Raw genomic sequence first — 25,723 nt, 5'->3', positions numbered from 1 at the left:
GGTATGGCTGATCAGTTGCCGCAGACCATCCGCGACGCCCTGCAGAAGCGCGCGCGGGAGGCAATCGCCCATTGGCCGGTGCAGGCACATGAGCCTGTCCTGATGAAGTATCGGGAGAACGCCGTTTTCCGCATTACGCTGGAGGATGGTCAGTTCGCCGCGCTCCGGCTGCATCGACCGGGCTATCACGACGAGACGAGCCTGCGCTCGGAACTGCATTTCATGGCGGCGCTCAAGCTCGGTGGTTTGAATGTGCCGAGCCCGGTTGCGACGAGCAGCAGGCAAAGCCTCGTCCGCTTGCCAGCCAACCGGCATTTTGCCGAACAGCATGCCGATGTGGTGAGCTGGATTGACGGCACTCCACTCGGCCAGAGCGGCATACCGCTCTCGCTACCGGCTGAAAGGCAGGCGGAAATCTTCTTCTGTATCGGCCGGAACATGGCGACCATGCACAATCTCGCCGACGCCTGGCAACCGCCGGAGCGGTTCCGTCGCCCGGCATGGGATGCCGAAGGCCTGGTCGGAGAGAAGCCGCTTTGGGGACGCTTCTGGGATTGCCAGGGGTTTTCGCGTGATGACGCGGACGCACTTTCGGCATTGCGTGGGGAGTTGCGCCATGCGCTCGCGGAGGCAAGCGGGCATGGTCTAGACTACGGACTGATCCATGCCGACCTCGTACGCGAAAACATTTTCCTCACGAAAAACGAAAGCAATGTCGCCTTCATTGATTTCGACGATGCCGGCCATGGCTTTCGCCTCTTCGATCTCGCGACCACGCTGCTGAAAAATCGCAAAGAGCCGACCTACCCAACCATCGAGAGGGCCTTGATCAGCGGCTATCGCAGCCGACGCGAGCTTTCAGATGCGACGCTCGAAATCCTCCCTCTCTTCATGGTCCTGAGAAGCCTTACCTATATCGGCTGGTTCGCCGAGCGGCCGGAAATACCTGGCGCCACCGAGCGCCTGGCGCGCTACGTCAACGAAAGTCTGGAGATGGCGAGAAAGCTCAATGCGGCCGCTTGACATCTTTTCCATTATTGTTAACGTGTTAAGTAAATGAGGTTCGGGAGGACTTAATGCCACATCTCGCCATCGAATATTCGGCCAATCTCGACGGCCGCGCCGATATCGGCGCGCTCTGCGACCGGCTGTTGAAGACGGTTCTGGAGACCGGCCTTTTCGAGGTCGGCGCCGTGCGTGTTCGCGCCTTTCGCGCCGAGCATTATGCCATCGCCGACAAACTGCCCGAAAACGCCTTCGTCGATTTGAACTTCCGCATCGGCAAGGGCCGCACGGAAGAGGAAAAGAAGCGCACCGGCGAAGCAGTCTTCGCTGCGGCCATCGATGTTCTCGGCCCCCTCTTCGACACGCCGCATTTCGCGCTGTCGCTGGAAATCCGCGAGATCGATGCGGAGCTTAGCTGGAAAAAAAAACGCCATCCATCCGCGGCTGCGCGGCAAGTAAAACAGTCCCCTAGCGGGATGCTGCAACATCAAGGGAAGAGACGATGTCCAAATTGCAGGAAAACATCGCAAAGGCCGAAACCTATTTGGCCCAGTTCAGGGATCGCGGTGTTCTCAACCGCATCAACGGCGAGGATGTGCCGGCTGATGATGGCTCGACCTTCGAGACCATTTCGCCTGTCGATCTGAAGCCGCTTGCCACCGTCGCCCGCGGCAAGGCCGCCGATATCGACCGTGCTGCAAAAGCCGCAAAGGCTGCCTTTGCCGAGTGGGCCGCAATGCCCGGCGACGCGCGCAAGAAGCTTCTGCATAAAATAGCTGACGCGATAGTTGCGCGCGCCGAAGAGATCGCCTTCGTCGAATGCATGGACACCGGGCAATCCATGAAATTCATGGCGAAGGCCGCTCTGCGCGGCGCCGAGAACTTCCGCTTCTTCGCCGATCGCGCGCCGGAAGCCCGTGACGGCAAAACGCTGCGCGCCGAGGGTCAGGTGAACCTGACGACGCGCGTGCCGATCGGCCCGGTCGGCATCATCACGCCCTGGAACACGCCCTTTATGCTGTCGACCTGGAAGATCGCGCCGGCTCTCGCCGCCGGCTGCACCATCGTCCACAAGCCGGCTGAATTCTCGCCGCTGACCGCGCGTCTGCTGGTGGAGATCGCCGAGGAAGCGGGCCTGCCCAAGGGTGTCTGGAACCTCGTCAACGGTTTTGGCGAGGATGCCGGCAAGGCTCTGACGGAACATCCCCTGATCAAGGCCATCGGCTTCGTCGGTGAAAGCCGCACCGGCTCGATGATCATGAAGCAGGGTGCCGACACGCTGAAGCGTGTGCATTTCGAGCTTGGCGGCAAGAACCCGGTCATCGTCTTTGCCGATGCCGATCTGGAGCGCGCAGCCGATGCCGCTGTCTTCATGATCTACTCTTTGAATGGCGAGCGCTGCACGTCCTCTTCGCGCCTGCTGGTCGAGGAAAGCGTCTACGACAAATTCACCGCCATAGTTGCCGAGAAGGCCAAGCGCATCAAGGTCGGCCATCCGCTGGATCCCGAAACCGTCGTCGGTCCGCTCGTTCATCCCGTGCACGAAAAGAAGGTGCTGGAATATATCCAGATTGGCCGCTCGGAAGGTGCCACGCTTGCGGCCGGCGGCGAGAAGGTCAATGGCCCCGGTGGCGGTTGTTATGTGTCGCCCACCTTGTTCACCGGTGCCAACAACCGGATGCGCATTGCCCAGGAAGAGATCTTCGGGCCAGTGCTGACGGCCATCCCCTTCAAGGACGAAGCCGATGCGCTCGCCCTTGCCAATGATGTCCAGTACGGCCTGACGGGCTATCTCTGGACTTCCGACGTGACGCGCGCCTTCCGTTTCACCGATCATCTCGAAGCCGGCATGATCTGGGTGAACTCGGAAAACGTGCGCCACCTCCCCACCCCGTTCGGTGGGGTGAAGAATTCCGGCATCGGCCGCGACGGCGGCGACTGGTCTTTCGATTTCTACATGGAAACCAAGAACGTCGCCTTCGCCACCAAGCCGCACGCCATCCAGAAACTCGGCGGCTGAGCTGCCAATACACACAATAAGTACGCATAAAGAGGAGGAACAAATGCCCCTGCCGAAACCCAATCTCTATCCGCCCTTCAACATCGTGCGCCTCAGCCACATCGAATTCGGCGTCACTGATCTTGCCAAGTCCCGCGCGTTCTATGTCGACACGCTTGGCCTGCAGGTAACGGACGAGACGGCCGATACGATCTACCTACGGGCGATGGAAGAGCGCGGGCATCACTGCATCGTGCTGAAAAAGTCCGATAAGGCCGAAGCTCGCGATCTCGGCTTCAAGGTGTTCAGCGACGAGGACCTCGACAAGGCGGCTCATTTCTTCAAGGGTAAGGACCTGCCGGTAGAATGGGTCGAGCGTCCGTATCAGGCGCGCACCTTCCGCACCCGCGACCCGCACGGCATCCCGCTTGAATTCTATTCGAAGATGGACCGCTTGCCGCCGATCCATCAGAAATACGCCCTCTACAAGGGCGTTAAGCCGCTGCGTATCGACCACTTCAACTGCTTCTCGACCAATGTCGACGAGAGCGTTGCCTTCTACAACGAGCTCGGCTTCCGCGTCACCGAGTATACGGCGGATGAAGAAACCGGACGTCTCTGGGCTGCCTGGACCCACCGCAAGGGCGGCGTCCATGATATCGCCTTCACCAATGGCCGTGGCCCGCGCCTGCACCATACCGCCTTCTGGGTGCCGACGCCGCTCAACATCATCGACTTGCTCGACCTGATGGCGACCACCGGCTGGGTCTCCAATATCGAACGCGGACCGGGGCGCCACGGCATCTCTAACGCCTTCTTCCTCTATATCCTCGATCCCGATGGCCACCGCATCGAGATCTACTGCTCGGACTATCAGACGGTCGACCCCGATCTCGAGCCGATCAAGTGGGATCTCAAGGACCCGCAGCGTCAGACACTTTGGGGTGCACCGGCTCCCAAATCCTGGTTTGAACATGGTAGCCTGTTTGCCGGTGCGGAAGTGGCCGAGCCTGACCTGAAGGCGCAGCCGATTATCGCTCCTTAAGCGTTACCCTTGAGAGCGGGTGAAAAACGCCCGCTCCTCATCAACGTTCGCAAGCGCGAGGAGGCAGTCATGAATTTGAAAGACCCAACATTGTTCCGGCAGGCGGCATTGGTCGGCGGCGAGTGGATCGAAGCCGATCCATCCAATGCGATCAAGGTCGACAATCCGGCGACAGGCGAGATCATCGGTGTCGTTCCCAATCTTGGCGCCGCCGAGACTAAGAAGGCGATTGCCGCAGCCGAGATCGCCCAGAAGGAATGGGCCGCCCGCACTGCTAAGGAACGCTCCGGCATCCTGAAGCGCTGGTTCGAGCTGATGATGGAAAACCAGGATGATCTCGGACGCATCCTGACGGCGGAACAGGGCAAGCCGCTGGCCGAGGCCAAGGGCGAGATCGCCTATGGCGCCAGCTTCGTCGAATGGTTTGCCGAAGAGGCCCGCCGCGTCTATGGCGACATCATTCCCGGCCACCAGAAGGACAAGCGCATTCTGGTGATGAAGCAGCCGATCGGCGTCGTCGCGGCCATCACCCCCTGGAACTTCCCGAATGCGATGATCACCCGCAAGGCCGGCCCTGCCTTTGCCGCCGGCTGCGCCATGGTGCTGAAGCCGGCCTCGCAGACGCCGTTTTCGGCCATTGCCATTGCCATCCTTGCCGAGCGCGCCGGCCTGCCGAAGGGTCTCTTCAGCGTCATTACCGGTTCGGCCCGCCAGATCGGCGCCGAGATGACTGCAAGTCCGATCGTGCGCAAGCTCACCTTCACCGGCTCGACCGAAGTCGGCGCCGAGCTTTACAAGCAGAGCGCACCGACCATCAAGAAACTCGGGCTCGAACTCGGCGGCAATGCACCCTTTATCGTCTTCGACGATGCCGATCTCGATGCGGCTGTCGAAGGCGCGCTGATCGCCAAGTTCCGCAACAACGGCCAGACCTGTGTCTGCGCCAATCGTCTCTATGTGCAGGATGGCGTCTATGATGCCTTTGCCGAGAAGCTTGCCAAGGCAGTCGGTTCGCTGAAGACCGGCAACGGTTTCGACGAGGGCATCAATCTTGGCCCGCTGATCGACGAGGCGGCGCTTGCCAAGGTCGAGGAGCATGTCGCCGATGCCCTTTCCAAGGGCGGCCGCGTCGTTGCCGGCGGTCATCGCCACCAGCTGGGCGGACGCTTCTATGAGGCAACGGTGCTGGCCGATGTCACGCCTGCCATGGCCGTCGCGAAGGAAGAGACCTTTGGCCCCGTGGCTCCCCTCTTTCGCTTCAAGGACGAGGCCGATGTCATCGCCCAGGCCAATGATACCGAGTTTGGCCTTGCCTCCTATTTCTATGCCAAGGATCTCGCCCGCGTCTTCCGCGTCGCGGAAGCGCTGGAATACGGCATGGTCGGGGTCAATACCGGTCTGATCTCGACGGCCGAAGCCCCGTTCGGTGGCGTCAAGCTTTCCGGCCTTGGCCGCGAGGGCTCGCGCTACGGCATCGAGGAATTCACCGAAATCAAATATGTCTGCCTCGGCGGAATAGCCTGAGGCCAAGAGAAGGCCATGAAAGCATGACCCATCCTAGATTCCTGTCTTTTTCCAGAAACGGCCGTCATGGCTACGGGCTCGCGGTCGACGGCGGTTTCGTCGACCTCTCCGCCCGCCATGGCGCGACATGGCCAACTTTGCGCGAAGTGATCGAGGCCGGTCGCCTCGTTCAGCTCGCAGAGGAGGCCAAGACTTTGAAGCCGGATTTCGCGCTCGACGACATCCGCTTCGAAATTCCCATTCCGTCGCCGGAAAAGATCATTTGCGTCGGGGTCAATTTCCCCGACCGCAACGAGGAATACAAGGATGGGCAGGCTGCTCCCCCCAACCCCTCGCTTTTCATCCGCTTTCCGCGGTCGTTCACAGGGCATGAACAGCCCTTGATCCGGCCGCCGGAAAGCCCGCAGCTCGATTATGAGGGCGAGGTCGTCATCGTCATCGGCAAGGGCGGTCGCAGGATCGCCGAAGCCGATGCCTTCTCCCATATTGCGGCCCTGTCGCTCTGCAACGAGGGCACGATCCGCGACTGGGTGCGGCACGCGAAATTCAACGTCACCCAGGGCAAGAACTTCGACAATACCGGCTCGATCGGCCCCTGGCTAATCCCCTTCACCGATGCAGCGCAGCTCGAGGACATTGCGCTGACGACCCGCGTCAACGGTGAGGTGCGCCAGAGCGACCGCAGCAGCCGGATGATCTTCTCCTTCCGCAAGATCATCAACTACATCTCGACCTTCACCACGCTCGTTCCCGGCGACGTCATCGTCACCGGCACGCCGACCGGCGCCGGCGCCCGCTTCGATCCGCCGATCTGGCTGAAACCCGGCGATGTCGTCGAAGTCGAGGCCGATGGCCTCGGCATCCTGAAAAACACCATCGCCGACGAGGTGCGCTGATGCTGTCGCATGACGAAATCCAGGCCGCCGCCGAAAGCCTTGATCAGGCGGAGCGGACGCGCGTCCAGACCGGGCTCCTCTCGCTCAAGTATCCGCAGATGACGATGGACGATTCCTATGCCGTGCAGAGCGCCTGGGTCAAAAAGAAGATCGCGGCGGGCCGCAAGCCGATCGGCTGGAAGATCGGACTGACGTCGAAGGCGATGCAATATGCCCTCAACATCAATATCCCGGATTCCGGCGTGCTCTTCGACGACATGGTCTTCGAGGATGGCGCCACCGTGCCGGCCGACCGCTTCATTCAGCCGCGCATCGAGGCCGAGATCGCCTTCGTGATGAAGGCACCGCTCAAGGGGCCGAACGTCTCGATTTTCGATGTGCTGAACGCTACCGACTATGTCACGCCGGCGCTTGAAATTCTCGACACGCGCATCCTTCGCGTCGATCCCGATACCAAGAAGGCGCGCACCATCGTCGATACCATCTCCGACAACGCCGCCAATGCCGGCATCGTCACCGGCGGTCGCGCCGTGAGGCCGGACCAGATCGACATGCGCTGGATGGGCGCCATCGTCAGCCGCAATGCGGAGGTCGAAGAAACGGGTCTCGGTGCCGGCGTGCTCAACCAGCCCGCACGCGGCATTGCCTGGCTTGCCAATCGGTTGTCTCAGTACGGCGATGGCATCGAAGCCGGCCAGATCGTGCTTGCCGGTTCGTTCATCCGCCCGATCGAGGCGCGGCATGGTGATACGATCAATGCCGATTTCGGTCCCTACGGATCGGTCAGCCTGTTCTTTGCATGAAGGAGTGAACCATGCCGGCGCCCAAGAACCTCTTCAAACAAGCCCTGAAAGAAGGGCGGGCGCAGATCGGCCTCTGGCAGGCGCTCGCCAATGCCTACACGGTCGAAATCTCCGCCGGCGCCGGCTATGACTGGCTGCTGCTCGACGCCGAGCATGCGCCGAACGACGTGCCGCTTCTCGTCTCGCAACTGCAGGCGATGAAGGGCACTCCAAGTCATGCAATCATCCGCCCGCCGATCGGCGAGACCTGGATCATCAAGCAGATGCTCGATATCGGCGCGCAGACGCTGCTGATCCCGATGGTCGACAGTAAGGAGATGGCCGAGACCATGGTGAAGGCGGTTCGCTACCCGCCGCATGGCGTGCGGGGTGTCGGCGCAGCCCTTGCCCGCGCCTCGGCTTTCAACCGCATACCCGACTATCTGCCGACGGCCAATGACGAGATCTGTCTGCTGCTGCAGGTGGAAAGCCGTGCGGGGCTTGCGGCGCTCGACGACATTGCCTCGACCGAAGGCGTCGACGGCGTCTTTATCGGCCCGGCCGATCTTGCAGCCGACATGGGCTATCTCGGCAAGCCCGGTGCACCTGAGGTTCAAGCCGAAGTCGAGAAGGCGCTCGCCAAAATTCAATCACACGGCAAGGCGGCCGGAATCCTGATCGGCGATCTCTCGCTTGCGAAACGCTATCTCGAGCTTGGCGCGACTTTCGTCGCCATCGGCAATGACGTCACCCTGCTTGCCAATGCCACGACAAAGCTGCTGGACGACTTCAAGAAGGCGGAGGCTGCCAAGCCGGCGGCGGAGGCCAAAGTCTACTGATCATGGACGCTGCCCTCCCCGGCGTCGCATGACCCCGCGTTTCGTCACGCAAATTTTCGGCATGAGGCAAGCGTTGTGCACGCTCAGTCAAAACCGACTGCACAGCTGGACGCGACGCCTCTGCGCCCATCGTTCATGATGAACCCGAAAGCCAAGAGGAGGAAACATGCGTTTCAAGAACAAGACCGCCCTGATCACCGGCGGCGGTACGGGCATCGGCGCGGCGGTTGCGCGCCGCATCCGCCAGGAGGGCGGCAATGTCGCGCTCGTCGGCCGTCGCCCTGAGCCGCTGAGAAGTGTTGCCGATGAAATCGGCGCGACCATCGTCGCCGCCGATGCCGCCGATGGCGCCGCGATGAAGGCTGCCGTCGAGAAGGTCGTCGAGACCCATGGCGGTCTCGATATCCTGATTGCCAATGCCGGCGGCCATGGCGTCGGGCCGACGGTCAGCATGTCGGACGAGACCTGGGATCTCGCCGTCCGCCTCAACCTCAACACCGCCTTCGTCAGCGCCCGCGAATCCCTGCCGCACCTCATCAAGAACCAGGGCAATATCGTCGTCCTAGCCTCGATTGCCGGTCTTTTTGCCGGGCCTGATGCGGCGGGCTACGTCACCATGAAGCATGGCTGCATCGGCCTTGCGAAATCGCTCGCCCGCGACTACGGCCGCAAGGGCGTGCGCACCAATACCGTCTGCCCCGGCTGGGTCACGACCGCCATGGCCGACGAGCAGATGGAATTCATCGTCGAGAAATACAAGCTGAACAGCATCGAGGAAGCCTATGCGCTCGTCACCAAGGACGTGCCGCTTGGCCGTCCGGCGACCGCAGAGGATGTCGCCAATGCCGTCTGCTTTCTGGCGTCGGGCGAGGCATCGATGATCAATGGCGCGGTGCTCACCGTCGACGGCGGCGCCGGCACCGTCGATCTGCCGACGCTGGCTTTTGTAGAATAAGGGAGAGGAAATACCGATGAACCAGAATCCCAAGGACTGGAAAACCTACGACGAATTCGCCTATGGCATCGACACCAACCGTCTGCCCGCCACGGAGGCCCTGACCGGCTCGTCGCACAAGATCTCCTTCGACGACGGCCGCACGCTGGAGCTCGCCTTCGCCAAGGGCGAGATCAAATGGTCCGATGGCAAAGGCAGCGGCACTGACTTGTCCGAGGTGATCGAAGTCGCGCCGAAGACCTATTTCGTCGAGATCATCTTTGCCGGTCGCCCCAAGGAAGCAGAGACGCTGATCCTCAACATCGAAACGCGCCGCGTGCTTTCCATTTACTCGGTCGTTCGCGACCTCAAGGATTCCGTTGGCGAGCCTCAGGTCGCTCAGATCTTCCGCTCAGGTCTTATCGAAGGTGGTGCGGCAAGCGGGCCTGTGCCGCATGAAAGCCGTGATCTGATCGGTCTCAGGGCGCACTTCACCTACAGTCCCAACCATGTCTACGAGCACACCTATCTCTCGTCGCAGCGCTATGCCTGGCAATGCCTCGTCGGCGTGCAGCGCGGCCATGGCGATGTCGATTTGACCACGACCTACAAGTTCGACGACAACCTCTACATCTTCACCTTCCGTGAGTTCAAGATCGCGGTGGCATCGACATTCTTCTACAATTTCAACGACATGCGCTCGACAGGCAAGTTCCTCGGCATCACCGGCGACGGGCGCATCCAGAACAGCCCGGCTGGCGCCTTCATCCGCAAGGCATCGATGACCTATTACCTGCCCGGCCAGGAACCAGTGTGAGGACGCCATGCGCACAGCATTCGATATCGTAAAGGCCCATTACGACGCCAACGACCGCCGTGACATGGATGGCATGCTTGCCGACATCGCTCCCGATTGCCGCTGGACCGAGATGGATGGCTTTCCCTGCGCCGGCACCTATATCGGCCCGCAGGAAATCGTCAAGAACGTCTTCCAGGCGCTTGGACAGTCCTTCGATGGATACACCTTCAAGCTCGAACGCCTGCTCGACGCCGGCGACGAGGTTGTTGGCGTCGGCGACTACAGCGGCACCAACAAGCAAACCGGCAAAGCGTTCAAGGCTCGCGTCGTTCACGTCTGGGGCGTGGCGGGAGACAAGATCCGGCGTTTCGAGCAGTTCACGGATACGCTGAGAGTGGCCGAATCCATGAAATGAGAAACGGGGCGGCCCGGCTCCGGCAGGGCCGCCTTGTCCCACTAGGACATATTCGCTTTGCGCCATTGCGACGGTGAAACGCCATAACGATGGCGGAAGGCGCGGGAAAAATGTGCGCTGGAGGAAAAGCCGAGCGCAAAGGCGATTTCGGATATTTCCCCGGCATAGCCGCCGGCATCCCGCAACCGTGCCGCAGCTTTCTGCACACGCAGATCCCAGATGTAATCGGAGGGCGTCAGGGACTCGACTTCAAACGCGCGATAGACGTAACGCACCGAGCAGCCCATGCGGCGCGCGATCATGGTAACAGTCAGATCCGGCCGTTCTAGGTTGATATCGATGAAATCCGTGATCCGCTGCAACAGCGTGTGAAGCGGGTTTGCGACCGGTATTGCCTGTTGCAGGTCTGCGCCAATCATGCTGCGCACGAGCTCGATCATGGTCTGGCCAACACTTGCGCGCCTGGCCTCGTCGAGATGATCGATCTCATGAATGGTCGAATCCATCAGCGACAGAAGAATCCGGCACACGCCATCCTTATCGGCATGTGCCGTGAAAGGTTGCGACAACCGTTCTACGGTCGTCGCGGGCAGGCTATGACGCGGCAATTGCAGCAGCAACTGGCGAACTGGCGTGCTGTTCGTCAGCATATAGGGGCGGCTGGGATCGTAGACTACGAGCGCATTTCGCGAGACGGGCGCATGCAATCCGCCCTGCTTGAGCGAAGCGCTGCCTTCTGTCTGCACGATCAGTTTGATCGCGTCCGGATCATCCGGTGCTGCCATGACATGATCGCCGAAGACGACGTGTCGGTCCGCCTCCAGTCGCGTCAGCCGGCAAGCGCCCAGCATGGCGGATGTCATGCGGCTCTTTTCCTCGTCCGCAGCGCCGAAATCGAGCCGGACATTACCGAAGAGATTGCGCGCCAACCCCGCGAACGCCCGGCCGCTGGCGCTTTCGACATGCCGATGAAGTGCTGCAGCCATGTTGAGTGTCCTCAGGAAGTGAGATAACCGCCATCGACCGGTACGCACGCGCCGGTAATATAGCGCGCTGCGTCGGACGACAGAAAGACGATCGCATCAGCGACTTCCTCGGAAGCGCCCCAGCGGCCAGCCGGGATGCGTCGGAGGATCGGCGTCGAGGCCCCTTCGTCGGCAAACAGTGCGCGGCTCAACGGCGTGACGATCCAGCCGGGTGCCACCGCATTCACGCGGATATCGGCTTGTGCATATTCCTGGGCAAGGGATTTCGTCAGTTGCACGATCGCGCCTTTGCTTGCGGCATAGGCTGGACGATCGGCGGCGCCAAAAGTCGAATACATCGAAGCTATGTTGACGATCGCCGATCCCGTCCGCATGTGCGGACGGGCCAGCCGGCAGCAATCCATGACCGATGTCAGATTGATTGCCATCACCCCGTCGAATGCAACCTTCTCCCATTCGCCCCGATCGCGGCTGACGCCGGTGCAATTGACCAGAATGTCGATCACCTCGACCGAAGAGAAGAAAACTTCCAGCGCACCGGGCTTCAACACATCGATCTCGTGATGTTCGATCTGCCGGCCTACGGGCGCCTTCGAAGCACCGAGCCCGAAACTAAGCACCCGGGCACCAAGATCGGCAAAGCGCTGGGCGGTCGCCGCCCCGATGCCCGATGTACCACCGGCTATGACGACCGTTCGTCCAGCAAAAAGATCGGCAGAAAATGTCATGAAGGCTCCTTCGCTTCAGCTTGCCAGATAGGCGCCGTGCAGAATGTCCGGCTGGGCTTTGAGCATGGCGGCCGTGCCTGAAAAGACGAGACGCCCGCGCTCCAGCACGAGAGCCTGGTCGGCGAGATCGAGCGCGAGATTGGCGAACTGCTCGATCAGCAGAACGCCGATGCCGCGGGCGGCAGCAATTTTCAATGCTTCGGCCAGGCGCTTGACGACGGAAGGCGCCAGGCCGAGGGACAGTTCGTCGACGATCATGAAGCGGGGCTTGGCGACGAAGGCCTGCGCCATCGCCACCATTTGCTTCTGGCCGCCGGAAAGATTCGATGCCGATTGGCGTCGCCGCTCGGCAAGCTCGGGAAAGATCTCATACGCGTGCGCAAGATTTTCCCGGCGCGCGGCCGCCGACCCATTGAGCGACGCGACGAGAATATTGTCCTCGACGGATAATTGCCCGAGAACGCGATGCCCTTCCGGCACGAGCGCAAGACCGGCACGGCGAATGCGGTCCGGTGAGAACCCTTCTAGCGCCGTGTCCCCCAGACGCACCGAGCCGCCACGGGTCAGAACGCCCGCCATAGCCATGACCGTGCTCGACTTGCCGGCGCCGTTGGCACCAAGCAATGTCGTGATCTTGCCGGCTGCAACCGAGAAGGAGATATCATGGATGACGCGCTTGCCGCCGCGCTCGACGGTGAGATTTTCGACGCGGACTTCGGATGGCTCGTTCATGTCAAAACTCCCCCAGATAGGCACGCCGCACATTGGGATCGGCCAGCACGGTCTGCGTCGGGCCAAGGGCCAGGAGCTTGCCGTAGTCAAGCACCATGGTTTCGCTGCACATCGAGCGGATGAGATCGACATCATGGTCGATGACCAGAACCTGTGCCCGGAATTCTGCGGGGATACGCAGCACCAGTTCACGAAAGGCCTTGCCCTCCTCTTCGGTCAGGCCTGCAGCCGGTTCATCGAGCAGGATAAGCTTCGGCTCGCCGACCACGCATTTTGCCAATTCGACAAGACGGCGCTGGAAGAGATTGAGGGATTGACCGAGCCTCTCGGCAACATCCGTCAAACCGACAAAGGCAAGAGCGTGCTCGACTGCACGGGCATGATGTCCAGCACCGACGACATGATCGGCGATAGCGGCAATATTGCCGGCCACCGTCAGATCTTCCACCACCTGTTCCGTCTGGAACGAACGGCGCAAGCCGGCGCGCACCCGCTGCAACGGCGTCATCGGCAGTAACGGCCGATCTCCGAGCGTGACAGATCCCTGCACCGGTTTCACGAAACCGGAGAGCACGTTGAGCAATGTGGTCTTGCCCGCACCATTCGGCCCGATGAGACCGGCGACGGGCGCTGTCAGCACCGCGCTCAGCTCATTGATCGGTCGGACACCGCCGAATTGAACGACGAGATTGTCGATCTTGATCATCGCGCCCTCCCCCGCGAAAGAAGGGCATTCAGCCTGATGATGAGAGCCGATATCTGGCCGGCAATGCCTGTCGGTGCGGTTGCCAGTGCATGGAACAGGGCGACGCCGAAAATCCCGATCGTGACATAGCCATCAATACCGAGATCGGTGAGCAAGGCCGGCACGGCACGCAGCAGCAGGCCTGCGATGACGGCGCCGTACCAGTTGAAGACACCGCCTACAATGGCAAGCGCGAAGAGATTGAGGCTGTCAAAAGCGCCGAAGGCACGACCGTCAAGCTGACCGACGTTGCCGGCCAGCAGGCCACCGGCAAGACCGGCGAGAAAGCCGCTCAGCGCAAAGGCCCACGCCTTGTACATAAGGACATTGACGCCGCTTGCGATCGCAACAGTCTCGCCCTTGCGGATCAGCGCCCAGGCCCGGCCGGGACGCGCAAGCTTGTGCCATTGCGCGATCAACAGGCCGAAAGCAGCGGCAGCGCAGACATAGAGGAAATAGGCCACTTCGCCATCGGCTATGACAGGCCTTGCCAGCATCTCGCGCCCGACACCATCGGCCCGCCCCAGGAAACCCGGGCCGCCATCCGGGAAACCCCATGCGCTGATGATGATCTGGAAAGCTCCCGCAAGCATCAACGTTACGAGCGCGAGATAGAGGCCGCGCAGACGCAGTGCCGGTAAGCCGAATGCCAATCCCACCACCGAAGCGACGATACCGCCTGCGAGCAAGCTGACCTCGAAAGGCGGATGGAAGGCGTGGCCGATCCGAAGCGTCACCCAGCCGCCGACACCGACGAGCGCAAACTGACAAAGTGACACCAGTCCAAGCTGACCATAGAGAATGGCAAGCCCAGCGACCGAGAGCGACAGGGCGACGGCGGATGTGGCCGCCGAGAGCCAGAAGGAATTGGCGATCAAGGCAACGACGAGCGCGAAGATCACCATCGTCATAGGCACATGAAGAAGCTGCTTGGGCAGACGCACCATCGATATGCTTCCGGCTGTTGGGGCGATTGTTTGCTCCTGAATGGTCATCGGTCCTTCAACGCGGCCCTGGCCGTGCCTCCCAGGATGGTGACTGCAACGAGCGCGATGATAAAGGGTGCCGCCGCGCGATAGGGCGAGATCCAGGCGATCGGCGTCAGCACGGCTTCGGCAATGCCGATCAGAATGCCGGCGACGGCCGTTTGCCACAGCGACTGCAACTGTCCGAGGATGGCGGCGGCGATCGCCGGGATGACCAGCAGGGTCAGGAATGTTCCCTGCAGCCGGACAAGATCGGCGAGCAGCAGGCCAGCAAAGCCGGAGAAAATGCCGGTCATGATCCAGGCGGCGGTCTCCGTGTAGAGAATGCGCACACCGAGGATGGCGCTGAGGTCTCGATCATTGGCAAGTGCCCGCATATCGAGGCCAAGGCGCGTGCGGGTGAGCAGCAGCGTGATGACGACGACCATGACGACCGCGAGAATGATGGCGATGATGCGCGTGAAGGTGAGGCGCACGGCAAAGATGGAAACGAACATCTGGTCGGTCGGAAACTGCAGCCGGCGCGGCAACTCGCCCCAGATGACACCCATGATCGCGATCAGGATCAGCGCGGGCGCCAGCGTCCCGACGGCGCGCACGACAATGTCGCGATGCGACAGCAAGGGCGCAAAGACCCGGCCATAGAGAAAGCTGATCGCCGTCGAGACGGCAACGGCGGCAAGAATGGCGACGGCGAGCGGCATCTTCCACTCAAGCAATTGCCAGGCGCAATGTGCACCGATCGCACCGAAGGCACCGAAAGCGAAATTGAGAACGCCGGTCGCTCTGAACAAGACGACGAGACCGACGCCGGAGAGCGCATAGACGGCGCCGATCCCAAGCCCTGAAATGACGAAGGGTAGAAAATTCATGGATCGATCCTCTACGGCGCAGCGCATCCTTCAGACGCGCAAAGGACGCCGTAACACTTTAGATCAACGCATCGGGCTTTCCGAAAATCGATCCCGATTTTCGGGCTGATGCGTGTGGTCGTTCGGTCCCGCGGCCTCTCAGCCGCGAAACCGATGGCAAAGATCAGGGCTCAGTTGATGCCGGCCGACTTTTCGAAGGCGCGGATGTCTTTGAGTTCGGGATCGGGCGACGGCACGCAGTCGGAGACGACCTTCCATTTTCCGCCCTCGCTGACGGCCATGCGCGTTGTCGAATTGGCGTTATGACGCGTCTGGCCGTCGCCGAAGTACCAGGGAGCACAGAAAATATCGCTCCTGAAGTCCTTGATACCCCGCACCGCCGCAGACGCGGTCTCGCGGTTGATTTTGGCGGGATCGAGCGTCATCAGCGCCTTCTCCGCGATGCGCGCCGCCAGATAGCCAGCCTGGGCGAAGGTGTCGCGCGGGTCGGACTTCTGGCCGTACTGATCCATGACCGCGAGCCAGTTCTGATTGTCCGGGGTCTGCGCATTCAGATCGTTGAATTCCATGTTGACATAGAATTTGTCGTCCCAGCCCGCACCGATGGTCGAGGGAACCGAGAGATCATAGGCCGAGGCAGCGCTCAGGAAGGTGATCGACTGGTTGAGGCCCTGCTCTTCAGCCGCCGTCAGCAGCGGCACGGCGACACCCTTGGACAGGCCGAGGACGATGACGTCGGGCTTGCTCGAAGCCGCCTGCAGAATGATCGATGTGGCGTCCGCCGAGCCTGGATCCATCAGGATCGTCTGTGCGGCAAAGCCCTTTTCCTTGGCAAGCAGCATGACGCCGTCGCAGGACCATGTGCCGACATTCGGAATATTCGGGCTGATGCAGACGACCGACTTGGCATTGAGCTTGTCGAGCGCATAGCCCATCGCACCCAGCATGGAGACGCGTGGCCCCGCATTCGTCGGAGCGATGTTGTCGGCAAAGAAGCATTCGCGTGGTACGCCGACACCCGCCAGCACCAGAATGCCGGCTTTCTTGTAAAGCTCGGCATTGGCGCCGCATTCGACATAGCTGGAATTGCCGACCATCAGCACGGCCTTTTCGTCATTGACGAGCTTGGCAGCCAGCTGCGCGGCGATCTCCGGATTCCACTGATCGTCCTCGACGAGGTATTTGACCGGCCGTCCCTTGATGCCGCCATTGGCGTTCAGGCAGTCGAAATAGGCTTTTGCCGCCTTGGTCGAATTCGAGAAATCGTCAGGCCCGGTCTTGCCGGTGATGGCGCCGATGATGATCGGCTCGCCGGTCGCCGGCTTGCCGCTATTGTCGCCGCAGGATGCGGCTGCATGCGCGCTGAACGCCGAAACGAGCGTCAGGAAAAGGCCGATTGCCAGCCCTCTTAGATTGATAGGCATAGTCTCCTCCAGTTTGTTGTCCCGCTCCCCACGGGATCTTTGCTTCGATGATCTCCGGCTCAGCCGGAAATCGCCTTTCCAGTCATGAAGGCTGCAGCCTTTGCCGCAATCATCATCGTCGGCGCGTTGGTATTGCCGGATACCAGCGTCGGCATGACCGAGGCGTCGCAGATGCGCAGCCCCTCGATCCCCCGCACCTTTAAATCCGGTCCGACGACCGCCATGCGATCGTCGGCGCGACCCATGCGGGCCGTGCCTGCCGGATGGAACACGGTCTTGCAGGATTGGCGGATGTAATCGCGCAAAGCTTCGGGATCTTTCTCAACACCCGGTTTCGGCAACACCCGGCGCTTGACCAGCTTGGCAAGCGCCGGCGCGTCAAGGATGCGGATCGCCGTTTCGACACCGCGCACTAAGGTCTCAATATCGACGGGATCCGACAGCAGATTGGCGTTGAAATCCGTCTGCTCTGCCGGATTGGCGCTCTTCAGCCGTATCCAGCCGCGCGAGCGCGGGCGCAGATAGCATGGGCCGATGCTGAGCCCATGGCCAGGCTCCGGTTCGCGATCGACGAAGCCGATCAGGCACGGCAGGACGTGAAACTGCACATCGGGTTGCCCCGTGCCCGCGGTGTCTACAAAGCCGCCGCACTCGACGACGTTGGAGGACAGCAGTCCGCGATGCGAGGTCAGATAGCGCAGCATATGGCCGGCGGCGCGCAGCCCCTTGTCATGGCCGAGGATCGAGATCGGCTCATGCGTCTCGCCTTGCACCGGCACTTCCAGATGGTCCTGGTAATTGGCACCGACACCCGGCAGATCGGCGACGACCTTGATGCCGAGTGAGGTGAGATGCTCGCCATCGCCGATACCGGAAAGCTGCAGGATCTTCGGCGTGGCGATGGCGCCGGCGGTCAGCGCAATCTCGTGGGATGCCTTGAATATCGTGCCGTCGAGCAGCTCGACACCAACGGCTTTCTGTCCTTCGAACAGGATACGTGCGACCTTGCGCTCCGTCAGCACGGTCAGGTTCTGCCGCTTCTCCGCCTCGCGCAGGAAGGCCTGCGCCGAACTCCAGCGCCGGCCGCCATAGGTCGTGCTCTGATAGAAACCGACGCCGGCCTGATCCGCACCGTTGAAATCGTCATTGTGGGGAATGCCGATTTCAGTCGCCGCCTTGATGAAGGCCTCGCTCAACGGATGCCGATGACGTGGATCGGAGACGCGCAGCCCGCCCTTTTTGCCGTGGAAATGGCCGTTCAGCCGCTCGTTATTCTCAAGCGAGCGGAAGGCCGGCAGCACGTCATCATAGGACCAGCCCTGGCAGCCCATTTGCGACCAGGTGTCGTAATCGTTGCGATGACCGCGAACGTAGATCATCGCATTGACCGAGCTGCCGCCGCCCAGAACATTGCCCTGCGGCACGATGCTCGGCCGCCCGTTCAAGCCCTTGTCAGGGTTCGAAGCATAGGGATGGATGTCGATCCCCTTGCCCAGCACCTTGAAAAAGGTCGCAGGGATATGAATCCAGGGATCGGCATCCCGGCGACCGGACTCGATCAGCAAGACCTTATGCGCCGGGTTTTCCGAAAGCCGGTTCGCCAACACGCAACCAGAGGAGCCGCCACCGACGATGATATAGTCGTAACTCGCCATGGTCAGCTCAACACCGTCTGGATCGTAGTGAACTCTTTCAGTCCTTCGGCGCCGAACTCGACGCCGATACCGGACTGCTTCACCCCACCGAAAGGCGCGTTCGGCTGGATCGTGCCGTGCTTGTTGATCCAGACGGAGCCGCATTCGAGCTGCATCGCATAATGCTTGGCCTTTTCGGCGTCGGCGGACCAGACCGAGCCGCCAAGACCTGCCGGGTTCTGATTGGCGCGCGTAATCACCTCATCGATATCGCTGTAGCGGATAATCGGCAGGGCGGGACCGAACTGTTCCTCATCGACCAGCCGCACGCCGTGATCGACATCGGCAACGAGCGTGATCGGGTAGAAATAACCGGGCCGATCCATCGGCGCTCCGCCGGTCAGGATGCGGCCGCCCCGAGCGCGCGCGTCGTCGACAAGCGCGCGCACCTTGTTGAACTGCATCTCGTTCTGAACGGGGCCAAGGATGCTTGCGTCGTCCAGACCGTCGCCGACGACGATCTTGGCGGTGTAGTCGGCAAGACCCTGGCAAACCTCTTCATAAATGCTGTCATGCACATAGAGACGTTTCAGCGCCGCGCAGGTCTGGCCGTTATTGATGAAGGCGCCCCAGAAAAGACCCTCGACGATGGCTTTCGGGTCGGCATCGGGCAGAACGATGCCCGCATCGTTGCCGCCGAGCTCCAACGTCAGGCGCTTCAAGTCGCGACCGCCGAAGCCATGACCTTCTTGCCGGTTTCCGTCGAACCGGTGAAGGTCATCTTGGCGATGCCCGGATGGGCCGACAGGGCAGCGCCGATACTGTTTTCGCCAGTGATAACGTTGACGACGCCCGCCGGCAGAACCTCGTTCATGATCTCGACAAGGCGGATGGTCGAAAGCGGCGTCAAAGGCGATGGCTTGATGACGACGGTGTTTCCGGCGCGCACTGCTGGTACGATATGCCAGCAGGCGATCATGACAGGCCAATTCCACGGCGTGATCGAACCGACGACGCCGACAGGCTTGCGGCGCAACTCGACCCGGCCTTCGCTATCGTCCTGCAGGATTTCGACGGGCAGATCGAGTTCGGCGGTATGGCGCGTCCAGGCGAGCGCGGCGCCGATCTCGAAACGTGAGCCAAGACCGTTGAGCGGCTTGCCCTGCTCTCGCGTCAGGATCTGGGCTAGCTCCTCGGCATGTTCATTGATCTTTTCGGCCATGGCACGGCAAGCGCCGGCGCGCTCTTCGTTCGAAACCTGCGACCAGGTCTTGAAGGCCTTGGCGGCAGCGGCGACCGCTTGATCGAGGTCTGCTTCCGAGCCGAGCGGCATATAGCCGACAGTGTCACCATTCGACGGATTTGCAACCGGTGCATGATGGGACGTGGCGACAGGCTCGCCGCCGATAAGCAGGGTATACTGCTTCACGATATTCTCCTCCCGTGACTTTCGGGAGGACTATGACTTTTGCCGCAGGACCCGTCTTGGGGAGAAACGCGCCTCGTCTTGGACTGGAACGCAGACTGCGCGTCAGTCCAACTTGTGTGCCGGCTCGGTGGGGCGAAGCAGCTCGCTCGGTGCGCAATCGAACAGCTCCTTGAAGCTGCGATTGAAATAGGAAATGTCGTTGAAACCGGCCGAATAGGCGACTTCAGCGATGGTCGTCGGATTGCGTTGCTCTTTAAGCTGCTCGATCTTCTCGCGTGCCAAGCGCAGGCGCTTGTCGCGAATGACGGTCGTGCAGGTCATGCCCATGCCCTGAAAATCCTGCTGTAGAGTGCGGATCGACACACCTAGCCGCGTCGCCAGCCACTTGGCATTGAGATCGGTATCTGTGAGATGCCTGTCGATCAGGATATCGACCATCTGCATGCGCTTACTCGCGCTGTCGTGCAGCGAGTTCAGACTTGCCGTCTGCATGCCGGTCGACAGAAACGCCTGGCGCGTCGTATCGAACATCAGCTGACGAAGGAACGGCGAGGCCGCTTCGCTGTCCGGCGTCGTCATCATCTTGGCGATCAGCGCCCGCAGCATCATCGCCATCGGATCGCTGGCGACAAGCTTGCGCGCCACATCGAAATCCATCCTGCTATCGGAATACATTAGCTGACGCGGCAGATGCAGCGACAGATGGTTGGAGAAGTGGCCCCGGAAATAGAAGGTGGTCGGGCGCGTGGAGTCCACGAGAATGCATTCGCCGACATCGAGAATGTTCTGCTGGCCGGAATGTTCGACCCCGCAGACGCCCTCGAGCTGAAGGATCAGGAACAGGTGCTCATTAGCATCGCGACGGATGTCGTCCCAATCGCGGTGAACATAATCGAGATCGTTGGAGACATGGGCAAACTCCATGCCGCACACGTCGATGCGACTGGCGGTGCCGATCACGCTATCGCCGCGTTTCACCGTATGGGGATTGAAATTTCCACAAATACCTTGGAGATCGTCCACCCATTGATCGTAGGGCGTCGGCGACCAGGTTCGATCCACGAGGCTGCGGTTCTGCAATAGATCCAACTCTGCCTCCCAACAGTGTCAGCACTGCCGAAGACTGCTACAGATCCCCTCGTTCGTCAATTAAATATTTAACACATTAATTAAATTGAAATGCGACCTCACTCATCGCCGACCGAGCCGTTATCCAGCTTCAACGCCGCCAATTCCTCCAGCATGTCGAGAAGCTGGTCCACGCGTTCCGCACCAAAGCGAACACCGATGTCGGCATAGACCTTCAGGCTCTCCGGCATGACGTCTTCGACGATCGCCTCTCCCGCCGGTGTGATCTGCAAAAGCACTCTTCTGCCGTCGGCCTCATCCTTGTGCTTGGTGATGAAGCCGCGCTCCTCGAGCGACCGGATCATCCGCGTCAGGCTCGGCGCCAGAATGGACGCCTTGTCGGCCAGTTCCGTTGCATCGAGCTGACCGGCCTCGGAGAGCACGCGAATGACCCGCCATTGCTGTTCGGTGACATCATGCGCCGCCAGGATCGGCCGGAAGTGGCTCATGACCGCCTCGCGGGCACGCAAGAGCCCGATCGCCAGGGAACGGCGGCGATCGCGCAACGGTCGTTTGGACTTCGTTTTCCCGCTATCGAATTCCGGTGGCTGCTTGGCGTCGCTATCTGTTTTATCTGGCATGTTTCGCATGTTCGCTGAGATCACTGTTCTCATTGATTAACATGAGAATCATGCAGCGCAAGATGATCGCAAAATCTCAACCAAACGCCCACAGCAAAGGCATGGCCCTGTGCCCACTTTCCAGTCATAGTTTTATGGCGTTTGCACGATGCGACCGCTGCCCCGGATCTGCGAACGACGCAGCACCGGGTGCCCGAACAACTCGACATTGCCGCTTCCGGAAATCGACACGTCAGCATCCGCCTGCGCGGTCATCTGTGCGTCGCCGCTGCCGCGAATATCTACCTGCACGGACTTGGCTGTGAGTTCCTGGAGACGCGCCGCGCCCGAACCTGAGATGTCGAGGCCGACGGTATCGGCAGCTCCACTCGCAGCCACACTGCCGCTACCCTTGATGCTCACCCGCAACTGCGGCTGATTGATCTGCGACAGGGTAAGGTCACCACTGCCGAGCAGTTTCCAATTCGATATTGCCGGTCCGGAGAGGCTGACATCGACCCGGGCGTCACCCCAGCCCGGGTCGCAATCCACGCTTAGTCTGCCACCTGCGATCCGCACGTGATCGAGAAGGGTCGGATCGCCGGTCACCACGGCTTCTGCCTTGTCTCCCGGCTGATATCGAACGGAAGCCGGCAGATCGACCACCATAGTGTCGGTCGCGGTAAATGGCAGCGTCACCTGCTCGCGGGTTGGTGCCGTGGGTTCGCAGGAGGATCGCATTGTGCCCCACAAATGCATGGCATCGACCCGATCCCGCCCGGAAAGCCCGACACCCAGAGACAGAAGAACAACTGCGCCGATCGTTCCGGCTATTGCGACGAGTGCTAACCTTCCAATCATTGTCCTGCTCCTTCAACGCAGCGTGACGAAAGCTTCAAGCCCGCTCATATTCGGGTTGAGCCAAGCGGAAATGCAGGCGCGCGTAATGGCCGAGCATGCGGATGCCGGCGCCCAGAGCCATGAGCAGCAAAGCGCCGCCGCCGATGAGACAGCTTACGAGCCCGGCGCCGATGAGCAACCTCGCCAATATCCCGATGATGGGCCCGCCAATGTGAAACAGCAGGGTTGTCAGGATGATCTTCAAACCGACGACACCAATCACGACAAGCCCGATCGCAACGCCGAAAGTGACAAACATCGTGACGATCAGCAGCGGCAGCAAAAAGAGAATGTCGACGATGGCGAGGCCCGCCAGCGCCATCATGGCGGCCAGAAGGTTCGACACGCTCCAATGCGCCTCGAAGCGACGCAGCCCGGCATCGGCACGCAATTCCCTGGCAATTCTGGCCGGATCGCCCAATGCCGCCGCAACATCGGCTTCGCTGCGTCCCGAAGCCTCGGATTCCGCAAAATGGCCGGCATAGTCGGCGACGATATCCTCGATCTCTTGCGGCGGCAGGCCGGTAAGCCCCAGTCTCAGCGTGCGCAAGAAGGCGTCCCTGGTCATGGCAAATCCTCAAGAAGTTTATCGACAGCGTCAGCAAAGGAACGCCAGTCACGGCGATGAGCTTCAAAAACCGTCTGGCCGAGCGGCGTGAGCCGGTAATATTTGCGCGGCGGCCCATTGGCAGACTCGACGATACGGGTCGCCACCAGGCCGTCATTCTGCATCCGCCGCATCAGCGGGTAGATCGTACCTTCCCCCATGCCGACTGCCGCAACCAGGGTGCTGGCGATCTCATAGCCATAGCTTTCGCCCCGCGACAGCACGGCCAGGACGCACAGATCGAGGGCGCCTTTACGCAGTTGAACTTGGATCGAGTCGGTCATGAAAGGCTCGGGTTTACAAAACACATATAACAAGCTATCTGTTTATGCAAGGTACTGGTTGTTCAGAGGCTCAGCCACATCATCCAGTCGGGACAATGGCGGCTCAAGGCTTCCTCGTGATGCATGCGCACCGCCCGTTTTCGGGCCTCCACCTCTCAATAAAGGAGTTGTTGCAATGACCCGCCTAGGCTTCATTCTTGCCGCTTCCCTGTCCCTCGCGACCTCGATGGCACATGCCGCCGGCTTCAAACCGATCGAGGTGGCGGGCGAAGGCTCCCTTCCGGCGATCAAGGGCGGTGTCTGGTATCCGTGCTCCCAGCCGGTCGGCGACATCAAGGTCGGCCCCTTCATCATGGCCGCGACTAAGGATTGTCCGGTCACAGGAGAAAAGCTGCCGCTTGTCATCATCTCGCATGGCAGGGGCGGCACGTTTGTCGGTCACCATGACACGGCGGGGACACTGGCGGATGCAGGCTTTGTCGTCGTCGCCATCAGCCACCCCGGTGACAACGCCCTAGACAAAAGCCGCATCGACGACCCCTCGGTCTTCGTCGAGCGACCAGCCGACATCCAGCGGACGCTCGACTTCATGCTCGGCTCATGGCCGGATGCAGCCAAGATCGATGCTGCGCGCATTGGATTTTTCGGCTTCTCGCGTGGCGGATATACCGGCCTCGTCGTCATCGGTGCCAACCCGCATTTCGGCAAGCGCCTGAGAGCGTGTGAGGGCAACGACAGTGCACTTTGCGATCAGGTCCACAAAGGCACGCTTCCGGAACTGACCCATGATCCACGCATCAAGGCCGCTGTGATTGCCGACCCGCTCAGTGTCTTTTTCACGCCGGATAGCTTCAATGCGGTGAAGGTCCCCGTGCAGCTCTGGGGGTCTGAACGCGGCGGCGATGGCGTAACGCCGGAAAGTGTCGTGGCGATAGCCAGTCAGCTGCCGGAAAAGCCCGAATTTCACACCGTACCCAACTCACAGCATTTCGACTTCCTGCCTCCCTGCCCTGCCGAACTGGCAAAGACCGCATTGGTCATCTGCGCAGACCCACCGAATTTCGACCGGGTAGCATTTCATCGGGAATTGAATGCCGCGACACTTGTCTTCTTCCGCAAACATCTGGTGGATGAAAAACAGCCCTGACGGAGAAGGCAGCTACACAGTTGAAACCCGGCCGCGAATCCGATCAGATTGATGCATGACGAAGACAATACGGATAGCGGCAGCGCTGCTATTGCGTCCCGATGGCGATACGCTGCTCGTGCGCAAGCGCGGCACCACGGCCTTTATGCAGCCGGGTGGCAAGATCGAGCCGCAGGAAGCACCTGGGCAGGCTCTCGTTAGAGAGCTTTTCGAGGAATTGGGGCTCATCGTGGAAACGGAAGCCTTGAGATTCCTTGGCACGTTCCAGGCACCAGCAGCCAATGAGTCGGAGCATATCGTCGTTGCGGATGTATTCCGGCTGGATGTCGGCGATATCGCCATTAGGGCGGCGGCCGAAATCGAGGAAATCCGCTGGGTCTCTCCCCTTCGTCCCGGCAATTTGCCGATGGCGCCGCTGACCGAGCACCATATCCTGCCGTTTCATCGGCAATGAGGCACCCCGCATCGGAACAGGCCTTGCAGGCTAGCGCCGCCGGAAGACGATCAGGGAATTCATCGAGAAATTGGCAATAAAGGCAATTCCGATCCCGATGATTTTTGCAAGGACCGGCCAGATCCCATAGGCGGAAAGATAGAACGTGATCGACACGTTGATCGACAGGCCGACAAGGGCTGCTGCCAGAAAAGACAGAGCGCGCGTCGCCGAGCGCCAATTCGCTGCAAAAACGAAGATCGATGACGTGATGTAATTGAAGAGACAGGCAACAACAAAGCCTATTGTCGCGGCCGCGAGCACTCCGAACTGGAGGTTGTTGAAGTAGGAAAACACCGACACGTCTATTATGGCGGCAAGCCCGCCGGTTACGAGATAGCGCACAAAGGTCGACCGAATTTCAGCCGAAAACAAGGATTGCTTCATCAGGCGAGAAATCATCGACGAGCCTAGAACTCCATATTTGCGTTGCATATTATCGTTCAAAATTATGAACGCCAGTTGTGCAAAAACCTTGTGGTCGTTGCAGCAATACGCTGCAAGCGAAATATAGCTCACAGAATGGCGAAGATGAGCCCTATCGGGCCGTACGGGCGCGTGCATCAGCCGCTGAACATTTACTGGCGCCCTCCCCCGACACCGACGGGCGTCTAAAGGTGAAGGTATCGAAATTCGTTCCGACAAAACTATTCGCGATCTTTCCCGCGCCTGAAAGCAGCGTACTGCTTGCGTTGGTCACAATACACAATCCGGCATCTAATATATTCCATCGAAATGTAAATAAATCCGTATTGGAGATGCTATTTAATCTATTGTTCGGTCGATTTCACCATCATAAAAACATTTTGTGTACTAATTTTTTTATTTTA

26 protein-coding genes and 2 pseudogenes are annotated in these 25,723 nt (G+C 60.5%); 13 read left to right on the top strand and 15 right to left on the bottom strand.

Annotated elements, in window-relative coordinates; genetic code table 11:
* The first annotated feature begins 3 nt into the window (after positions 1 to 3).
* The 11 genes and pseudogenes from BSK43_RS27625 (at position 4) to BSK43_RS27575 (ending at position 10,238) form a co-directional block, all read left to right on the top strand.
* Positions 4 to 1,023 carry a homoserine kinase gene (locus BSK43_RS27625; RefSeq protein ID WP_077467951.1) on the top strand — a complete coding sequence of 340 codons (1,020 nt, stop codon included), beginning with the start codon at positions 4 to 6 and terminating at the stop codon, positions 1,021 to 1,023.
* Between the two features lie 53 nt (positions 1,024 to 1,076).
* A pseudogene (locus BSK43_RS27620) lies at positions 1,077 to 1,464 on the top strand (5-carboxymethyl-2-hydroxymuconate Delta-isomerase).
* Between the two features lie 43 nt (positions 1,465 to 1,507).
* On the top strand, positions 1,508 to 3,025 hold the full coding sequence (gene hpaE / locus BSK43_RS27615) for a 5-carboxymethyl-2-hydroxymuconate semialdehyde dehydrogenase (RefSeq protein WP_077467950.1): 1,518 nt from the start codon (positions 1,508 to 1,510) through the stop codon (positions 3,023 to 3,025).
* A 43-nt stretch (positions 3,026 to 3,068) separates the two neighbouring features.
* Positions 3,069 to 4,049 carry a 3,4-dihydroxyphenylacetate 2,3-dioxygenase gene (gene hpaD, locus BSK43_RS27610; RefSeq protein WP_077467949.1) on the top strand — a complete coding sequence of 327 codons (981 nt, stop codon included), beginning with the start codon at positions 3,069 to 3,071 and terminating at the stop codon, positions 4,047 to 4,049.
* Between the two features lie 69 nt (positions 4,050 to 4,118).
* Complete coding sequence (gabD, locus tag BSK43_RS27605; RefSeq protein WP_077467948.1) at positions 4,119 to 5,573, top strand: NADP-dependent succinate-semialdehyde dehydrogenase; 1,455 nt, start codon at positions 4,119 to 4,121, stop codon at positions 5,571 to 5,573.
* A gap of 23 nt (positions 5,574 to 5,596) precedes the next feature.
* Positions 5,597 to 6,469: a fumarylacetoacetate hydrolase family protein gene (locus tag BSK43_RS27600; RefSeq protein WP_077467947.1), complete on the top strand. Its 873-nt coding sequence runs from the start codon at positions 5,597 to 5,599 to the stop codon at positions 6,467 to 6,469.
* Complete coding sequence (gene hpaH / locus BSK43_RS27595; protein WP_077467946.1) at positions 6,469 to 7,272, top strand: 2-oxo-hept-4-ene-1,7-dioate hydratase; 804 nt, start codon at positions 6,469 to 6,471, stop codon at positions 7,270 to 7,272. Before BSK43_RS27600 ends, hpaH begins: the two co-directional genes overlap by 1 nt.
* 11 nt (positions 7,273 to 7,283) lie before the next feature.
* Complete coding sequence (gene hpaI, locus BSK43_RS27590; protein WP_077467945.1) at positions 7,284 to 8,090, top strand: 4-hydroxy-2-oxoheptanedioate aldolase; 807 nt, start codon at positions 7,284 to 7,286, stop codon at positions 8,088 to 8,090.
* A gap of 166 nt (positions 8,091 to 8,256) precedes the next feature.
* Complete coding sequence (locus BSK43_RS27585; protein ID WP_077467944.1) at positions 8,257 to 9,045, top strand: SDR family oxidoreductase; 789 nt, start codon at positions 8,257 to 8,259, stop codon at positions 9,043 to 9,045.
* 16 nt (positions 9,046 to 9,061) lie between these two features.
* Positions 9,062 to 9,841, top strand: a complete 780-nt coding sequence (locus BSK43_RS27580; RefSeq protein ID WP_077467943.1) for a MoaF C-terminal domain-containing protein — start codon at positions 9,062 to 9,064, stop codon at positions 9,839 to 9,841.
* Positions 9,842 to 9,848: 7 nt separating this feature from the next.
* The gene (locus BSK43_RS27575; RefSeq protein ID WP_077467942.1) at positions 9,849 to 10,238 is read left to right on the top strand and encodes a nuclear transport factor 2 family protein; all 390 of its coding nucleotides are present in this window, start codon (positions 9,849 to 9,851) and stop codon (positions 10,236 to 10,238) included.
* 41 nt (positions 10,239 to 10,279) lie between these two features.
* Here BSK43_RS27575 and BSK43_RS27570 read toward each other — a convergent pair whose 3' ends face one another.
* The 14 genes and pseudogenes from BSK43_RS27570 to BSK43_RS27500 all read right to left on the bottom strand — a co-directional run bounded on the left by BSK43_RS27570 (position 10,280) and on the right by BSK43_RS27500 (position 23,253).
* Positions 10,280 to 11,224 (bottom strand): helix-turn-helix domain-containing protein, encoded by a 945-nt coding sequence (locus BSK43_RS27570; protein WP_077467941.1) that lies wholly within the window; start codon positions 11,222 to 11,224, stop codon positions 10,280 to 10,282.
* 11 nt (positions 11,225 to 11,235) lie between these two features.
* Positions 11,236 to 11,952 carry an SDR family oxidoreductase gene (locus tag BSK43_RS27565; RefSeq protein WP_077467940.1) on the bottom strand — a complete coding sequence of 239 codons (717 nt, stop codon included), beginning with the start codon at positions 11,950 to 11,952 and terminating at the stop codon, positions 11,236 to 11,238.
* 15 nt (positions 11,953 to 11,967) lie between these two features.
* A complete protein-coding gene (locus BSK43_RS27560) occupies positions 11,968 to 12,684 on the bottom strand; it encodes an ABC transporter ATP-binding protein (RefSeq protein ID WP_077467939.1) in 717 nt (238 codons plus the stop codon).
* 1 nt (position 12,685) lies between these two features.
* Positions 12,686 to 13,390, bottom strand: coding sequence for an ATP-binding cassette domain-containing protein (locus tag BSK43_RS27555; RefSeq protein ID WP_077467938.1), 705 nt, complete (start codon positions 13,388 to 13,390; stop codon positions 12,686 to 12,688).
* Positions 13,387 to 14,376, bottom strand: coding sequence for a branched-chain amino acid ABC transporter permease (locus tag BSK43_RS27550; RefSeq protein ID WP_246662710.1), 990 nt, complete (start codon positions 14,374 to 14,376; stop codon positions 13,387 to 13,389). The genes BSK43_RS27555 and BSK43_RS27550 overlap by 4 nt, the downstream gene beginning before the upstream one ends.
* A gap of 44 nt (positions 14,377 to 14,420) precedes the next feature.
* Positions 14,421 to 15,287, bottom strand: a complete 867-nt coding sequence (locus BSK43_RS27545; protein ID WP_077467936.1) for a branched-chain amino acid ABC transporter permease — start codon at positions 15,285 to 15,287, stop codon at positions 14,421 to 14,423.
* Positions 15,288 to 15,457: 170 nt separating this feature from the next.
* Positions 15,458 to 16,711 (bottom strand): ABC transporter substrate-binding protein, encoded by a 1,254-nt coding sequence (locus tag BSK43_RS27535; protein ID WP_077467935.1) that lies wholly within the window; start codon positions 16,709 to 16,711, stop codon positions 15,458 to 15,460.
* Positions 16,712 to 16,770: 59 nt separating this feature from the next.
* Positions 16,771 to 18,366: a GMC family oxidoreductase N-terminal domain-containing protein gene (locus BSK43_RS27530; RefSeq protein ID WP_077467934.1), complete on the bottom strand. Its 1,596-nt coding sequence runs from the start codon at positions 18,364 to 18,366 to the stop codon at positions 16,771 to 16,773.
* Positions 18,367 to 18,368: 2 nt separating this feature from the next.
* Positions 18,369 to 19,774 (bottom strand): annotated as a pseudogene (locus BSK43_RS27525) (aldehyde dehydrogenase family protein).
* Between the two features lie 102 nt (positions 19,775 to 19,876).
* Positions 19,877 to 20,863 (bottom strand): helix-turn-helix domain-containing protein, encoded by a 987-nt coding sequence (locus tag BSK43_RS27520; protein ID WP_077467933.1) that lies wholly within the window; start codon positions 20,861 to 20,863, stop codon positions 19,877 to 19,879.
* A 98-nt stretch (positions 20,864 to 20,961) separates the two neighbouring features.
* Entirely contained in the window at positions 20,962 to 21,483 is a 522-nt protein-coding gene (gene hpaR / locus BSK43_RS27515) for a homoprotocatechuate degradation operon regulator HpaR (RefSeq protein WP_077468271.1), read from the bottom strand.
* A gap of 132 nt (positions 21,484 to 21,615) precedes the next feature.
* Positions 21,616 to 22,323, bottom strand: coding sequence for a DUF2807 domain-containing protein (locus tag BSK43_RS27510; protein ID WP_077467932.1), 708 nt, complete (start codon positions 22,321 to 22,323; stop codon positions 21,616 to 21,618).
* Between the two features lie 34 nt (positions 22,324 to 22,357).
* Positions 22,358 to 22,930 (bottom strand): DUF1700 domain-containing protein, encoded by a 573-nt coding sequence (locus tag BSK43_RS27505; RefSeq protein WP_077467931.1) that lies wholly within the window; start codon positions 22,928 to 22,930, stop codon positions 22,358 to 22,360.
* On the bottom strand, positions 22,927 to 23,253 hold the full coding sequence (locus BSK43_RS27500) for a PadR family transcriptional regulator (RefSeq protein WP_068393419.1): 327 nt from the start codon (positions 23,251 to 23,253) through the stop codon (positions 22,927 to 22,929). The genes BSK43_RS27505 and BSK43_RS27500 overlap by 4 nt, the downstream gene beginning before the upstream one ends.
* 175 nt (positions 23,254 to 23,428) lie before the next feature.
* Between BSK43_RS27500 and BSK43_RS27495 the strand changes: the two genes are divergently transcribed.
* Both BSK43_RS27495 and BSK43_RS27490 read left to right on the top strand, forming a co-directional pair.
* Positions 23,429 to 24,400, top strand: coding sequence for a dienelactone hydrolase (locus BSK43_RS27495; protein WP_077467930.1), 972 nt, complete (start codon positions 23,429 to 23,431; stop codon positions 24,398 to 24,400).
* A 55-nt stretch (positions 24,401 to 24,455) separates the two neighbouring features.
* Positions 24,456 to 24,854, top strand: coding sequence for an NUDIX domain-containing protein (locus BSK43_RS27490; protein ID WP_077467929.1), 399 nt, complete (start codon positions 24,456 to 24,458; stop codon positions 24,852 to 24,854).
* Between the two features lie 30 nt (positions 24,855 to 24,884).
* Here BSK43_RS27490 and BSK43_RS35250 read toward each other — a convergent pair whose 3' ends face one another.
* A complete protein-coding gene (locus BSK43_RS35250) occupies positions 24,885 to 25,280 on the bottom strand; it encodes a GtrA family protein (RefSeq protein ID WP_169055474.1) in 396 nt (131 codons plus the stop codon).
* Positions 25,281 to 25,723 lie beyond the last annotated feature (443 nt).

The organism is Rhizobium sp. P44RR-XXIV (assembly GCF_001999485.2).
Taxonomy (GTDB): Bacteria; Pseudomonadota; Alphaproteobacteria; order Rhizobiales; family Rhizobiaceae; genus Rhizobium.
Note: the sequence above shows the minus strand (reverse complement) of the source record. Positions and strands in the feature narration are given on the sequence as shown.

Bases quoted from the DNA above. Each gene is read 5' to 3' on its own strand.
- BSK43_RS27545 (WP_077467936.1), bottom strand. From the start codon at position 15,287: ATGAATTTTCTACCCTTCGTCATTTCAGGGCTTGGGATCGGCGCCGTC.
- BSK43_RS27600 (WP_077467947.1), top strand. From the start codon at position 5,597: ATGACCCATCCTAGATTCCTGTCTTTTTCCAGAAACGGCCGTCATGGC.
- BSK43_RS27510 (WP_077467932.1), bottom strand. From the start codon at position 22,323: ATGATTGGAAGGTTAGCACTCGTCGCAATAGCCGGAACGATCGGCGCA.
- BSK43_RS27530 (WP_077467934.1), bottom strand. From the start codon at position 18,366: ATGGCGAGTTACGACTATATCATCGTCGGTGGCGGCTCCTCTGGTTGC.
- hpaR (WP_077468271.1), bottom strand. From the start codon at position 21,483: ATGCCAGATAAAACAGATAGCGACGCCAAGCAGCCACCGGAATTCGAT.
- hpaH (WP_077467946.1), top strand. From the start codon at position 6,469: ATGCTGTCGCATGACGAAATCCAGGCCGCCGCCGAAAGCCTTGATCAG.
- hpaE (WP_077467950.1), top strand. From the start codon at position 1,508: ATGTCCAAATTGCAGGAAAACATCGCAAAGGCCGAAACCTATTTGGCC.
- BSK43_RS27500 (WP_068393419.1), bottom strand. From the start codon at position 23,253: ATGACCGACTCGATCCAAGTTCAACTGCGTAAAGGCGCCCTCGATCTG.
- BSK43_RS27585 (WP_077467944.1), top strand. From the start codon at position 8,257: ATGCGTTTCAAGAACAAGACCGCCCTGATCACCGGCGGCGGTACGGGC.
- BSK43_RS27625 (WP_077467951.1), top strand. From the start codon at position 4: ATGGCTGATCAGTTGCCGCAGACCATCCGCGACGCCCTGCAGAAGCGC.
- hpaI (WP_077467945.1), top strand. From the start codon at position 7,284: ATGCCGGCGCCCAAGAACCTCTTCAAACAAGCCCTGAAAGAAGGGCGG.
- BSK43_RS27570 (WP_077467941.1), bottom strand. From the start codon at position 11,224: ATGGCTGCAGCACTTCATCGGCATGTCGAAAGCGCCAGCGGCCGGGCG.
- hpaD (WP_077467949.1), top strand. From the start codon at position 3,069: ATGCCCCTGCCGAAACCCAATCTCTATCCGCCCTTCAACATCGTGCGC.
- BSK43_RS27575 (WP_077467942.1), top strand. From the start codon at position 9,849: ATGCGCACAGCATTCGATATCGTAAAGGCCCATTACGACGCCAACGAC.
- BSK43_RS27490 (WP_077467929.1), top strand. From the start codon at position 24,456: ATGACGAAGACAATACGGATAGCGGCAGCGCTGCTATTGCGTCCCGAT.
- BSK43_RS27560 (WP_077467939.1), bottom strand. From the start codon at position 12,684: ATGAACGAGCCATCCGAAGTCCGCGTCGAAAATCTCACCGTCGAGCGC.
- BSK43_RS27535 (WP_077467935.1), bottom strand. From the start codon at position 16,711: ATGCCTATCAATCTAAGAGGGCTGGCAATCGGCCTTTTCCTGACGCTC.
- BSK43_RS27495 (WP_077467930.1), top strand. From the start codon at position 23,429: ATGACCCGCCTAGGCTTCATTCTTGCCGCTTCCCTGTCCCTCGCGACC.
- BSK43_RS27555 (WP_077467938.1), bottom strand. From the start codon at position 13,390: ATGATCAAGATCGACAATCTCGTCGTTCAATTCGGCGGTGTCCGACCG.
- gabD (WP_077467948.1), top strand. From the start codon at position 4,119: ATGAATTTGAAAGACCCAACATTGTTCCGGCAGGCGGCATTGGTCGGC.
- BSK43_RS35250 (WP_169055474.1), bottom strand. From the start codon at position 25,280: ATGAAGCAATCCTTGTTTTCGGCTGAAATTCGGTCGACCTTTGTGCGC.
- BSK43_RS27580 (WP_077467943.1), top strand. From the start codon at position 9,062: ATGAACCAGAATCCCAAGGACTGGAAAACCTACGACGAATTCGCCTAT.
- BSK43_RS27565 (WP_077467940.1), bottom strand. From the start codon at position 11,952: ATGACATTTTCTGCCGATCTTTTTGCTGGACGAACGGTCGTCATAGCC.
- BSK43_RS27550 (WP_246662710.1), bottom strand. From the start codon at position 14,376: ATGGTGCGTCTGCCCAAGCAGCTTCTTCATGTGCCTATGACGATGGTG.
- BSK43_RS27505 (WP_077467931.1), bottom strand. From the start codon at position 22,930: ATGACCAGGGACGCCTTCTTGCGCACGCTGAGACTGGGGCTTACCGGC.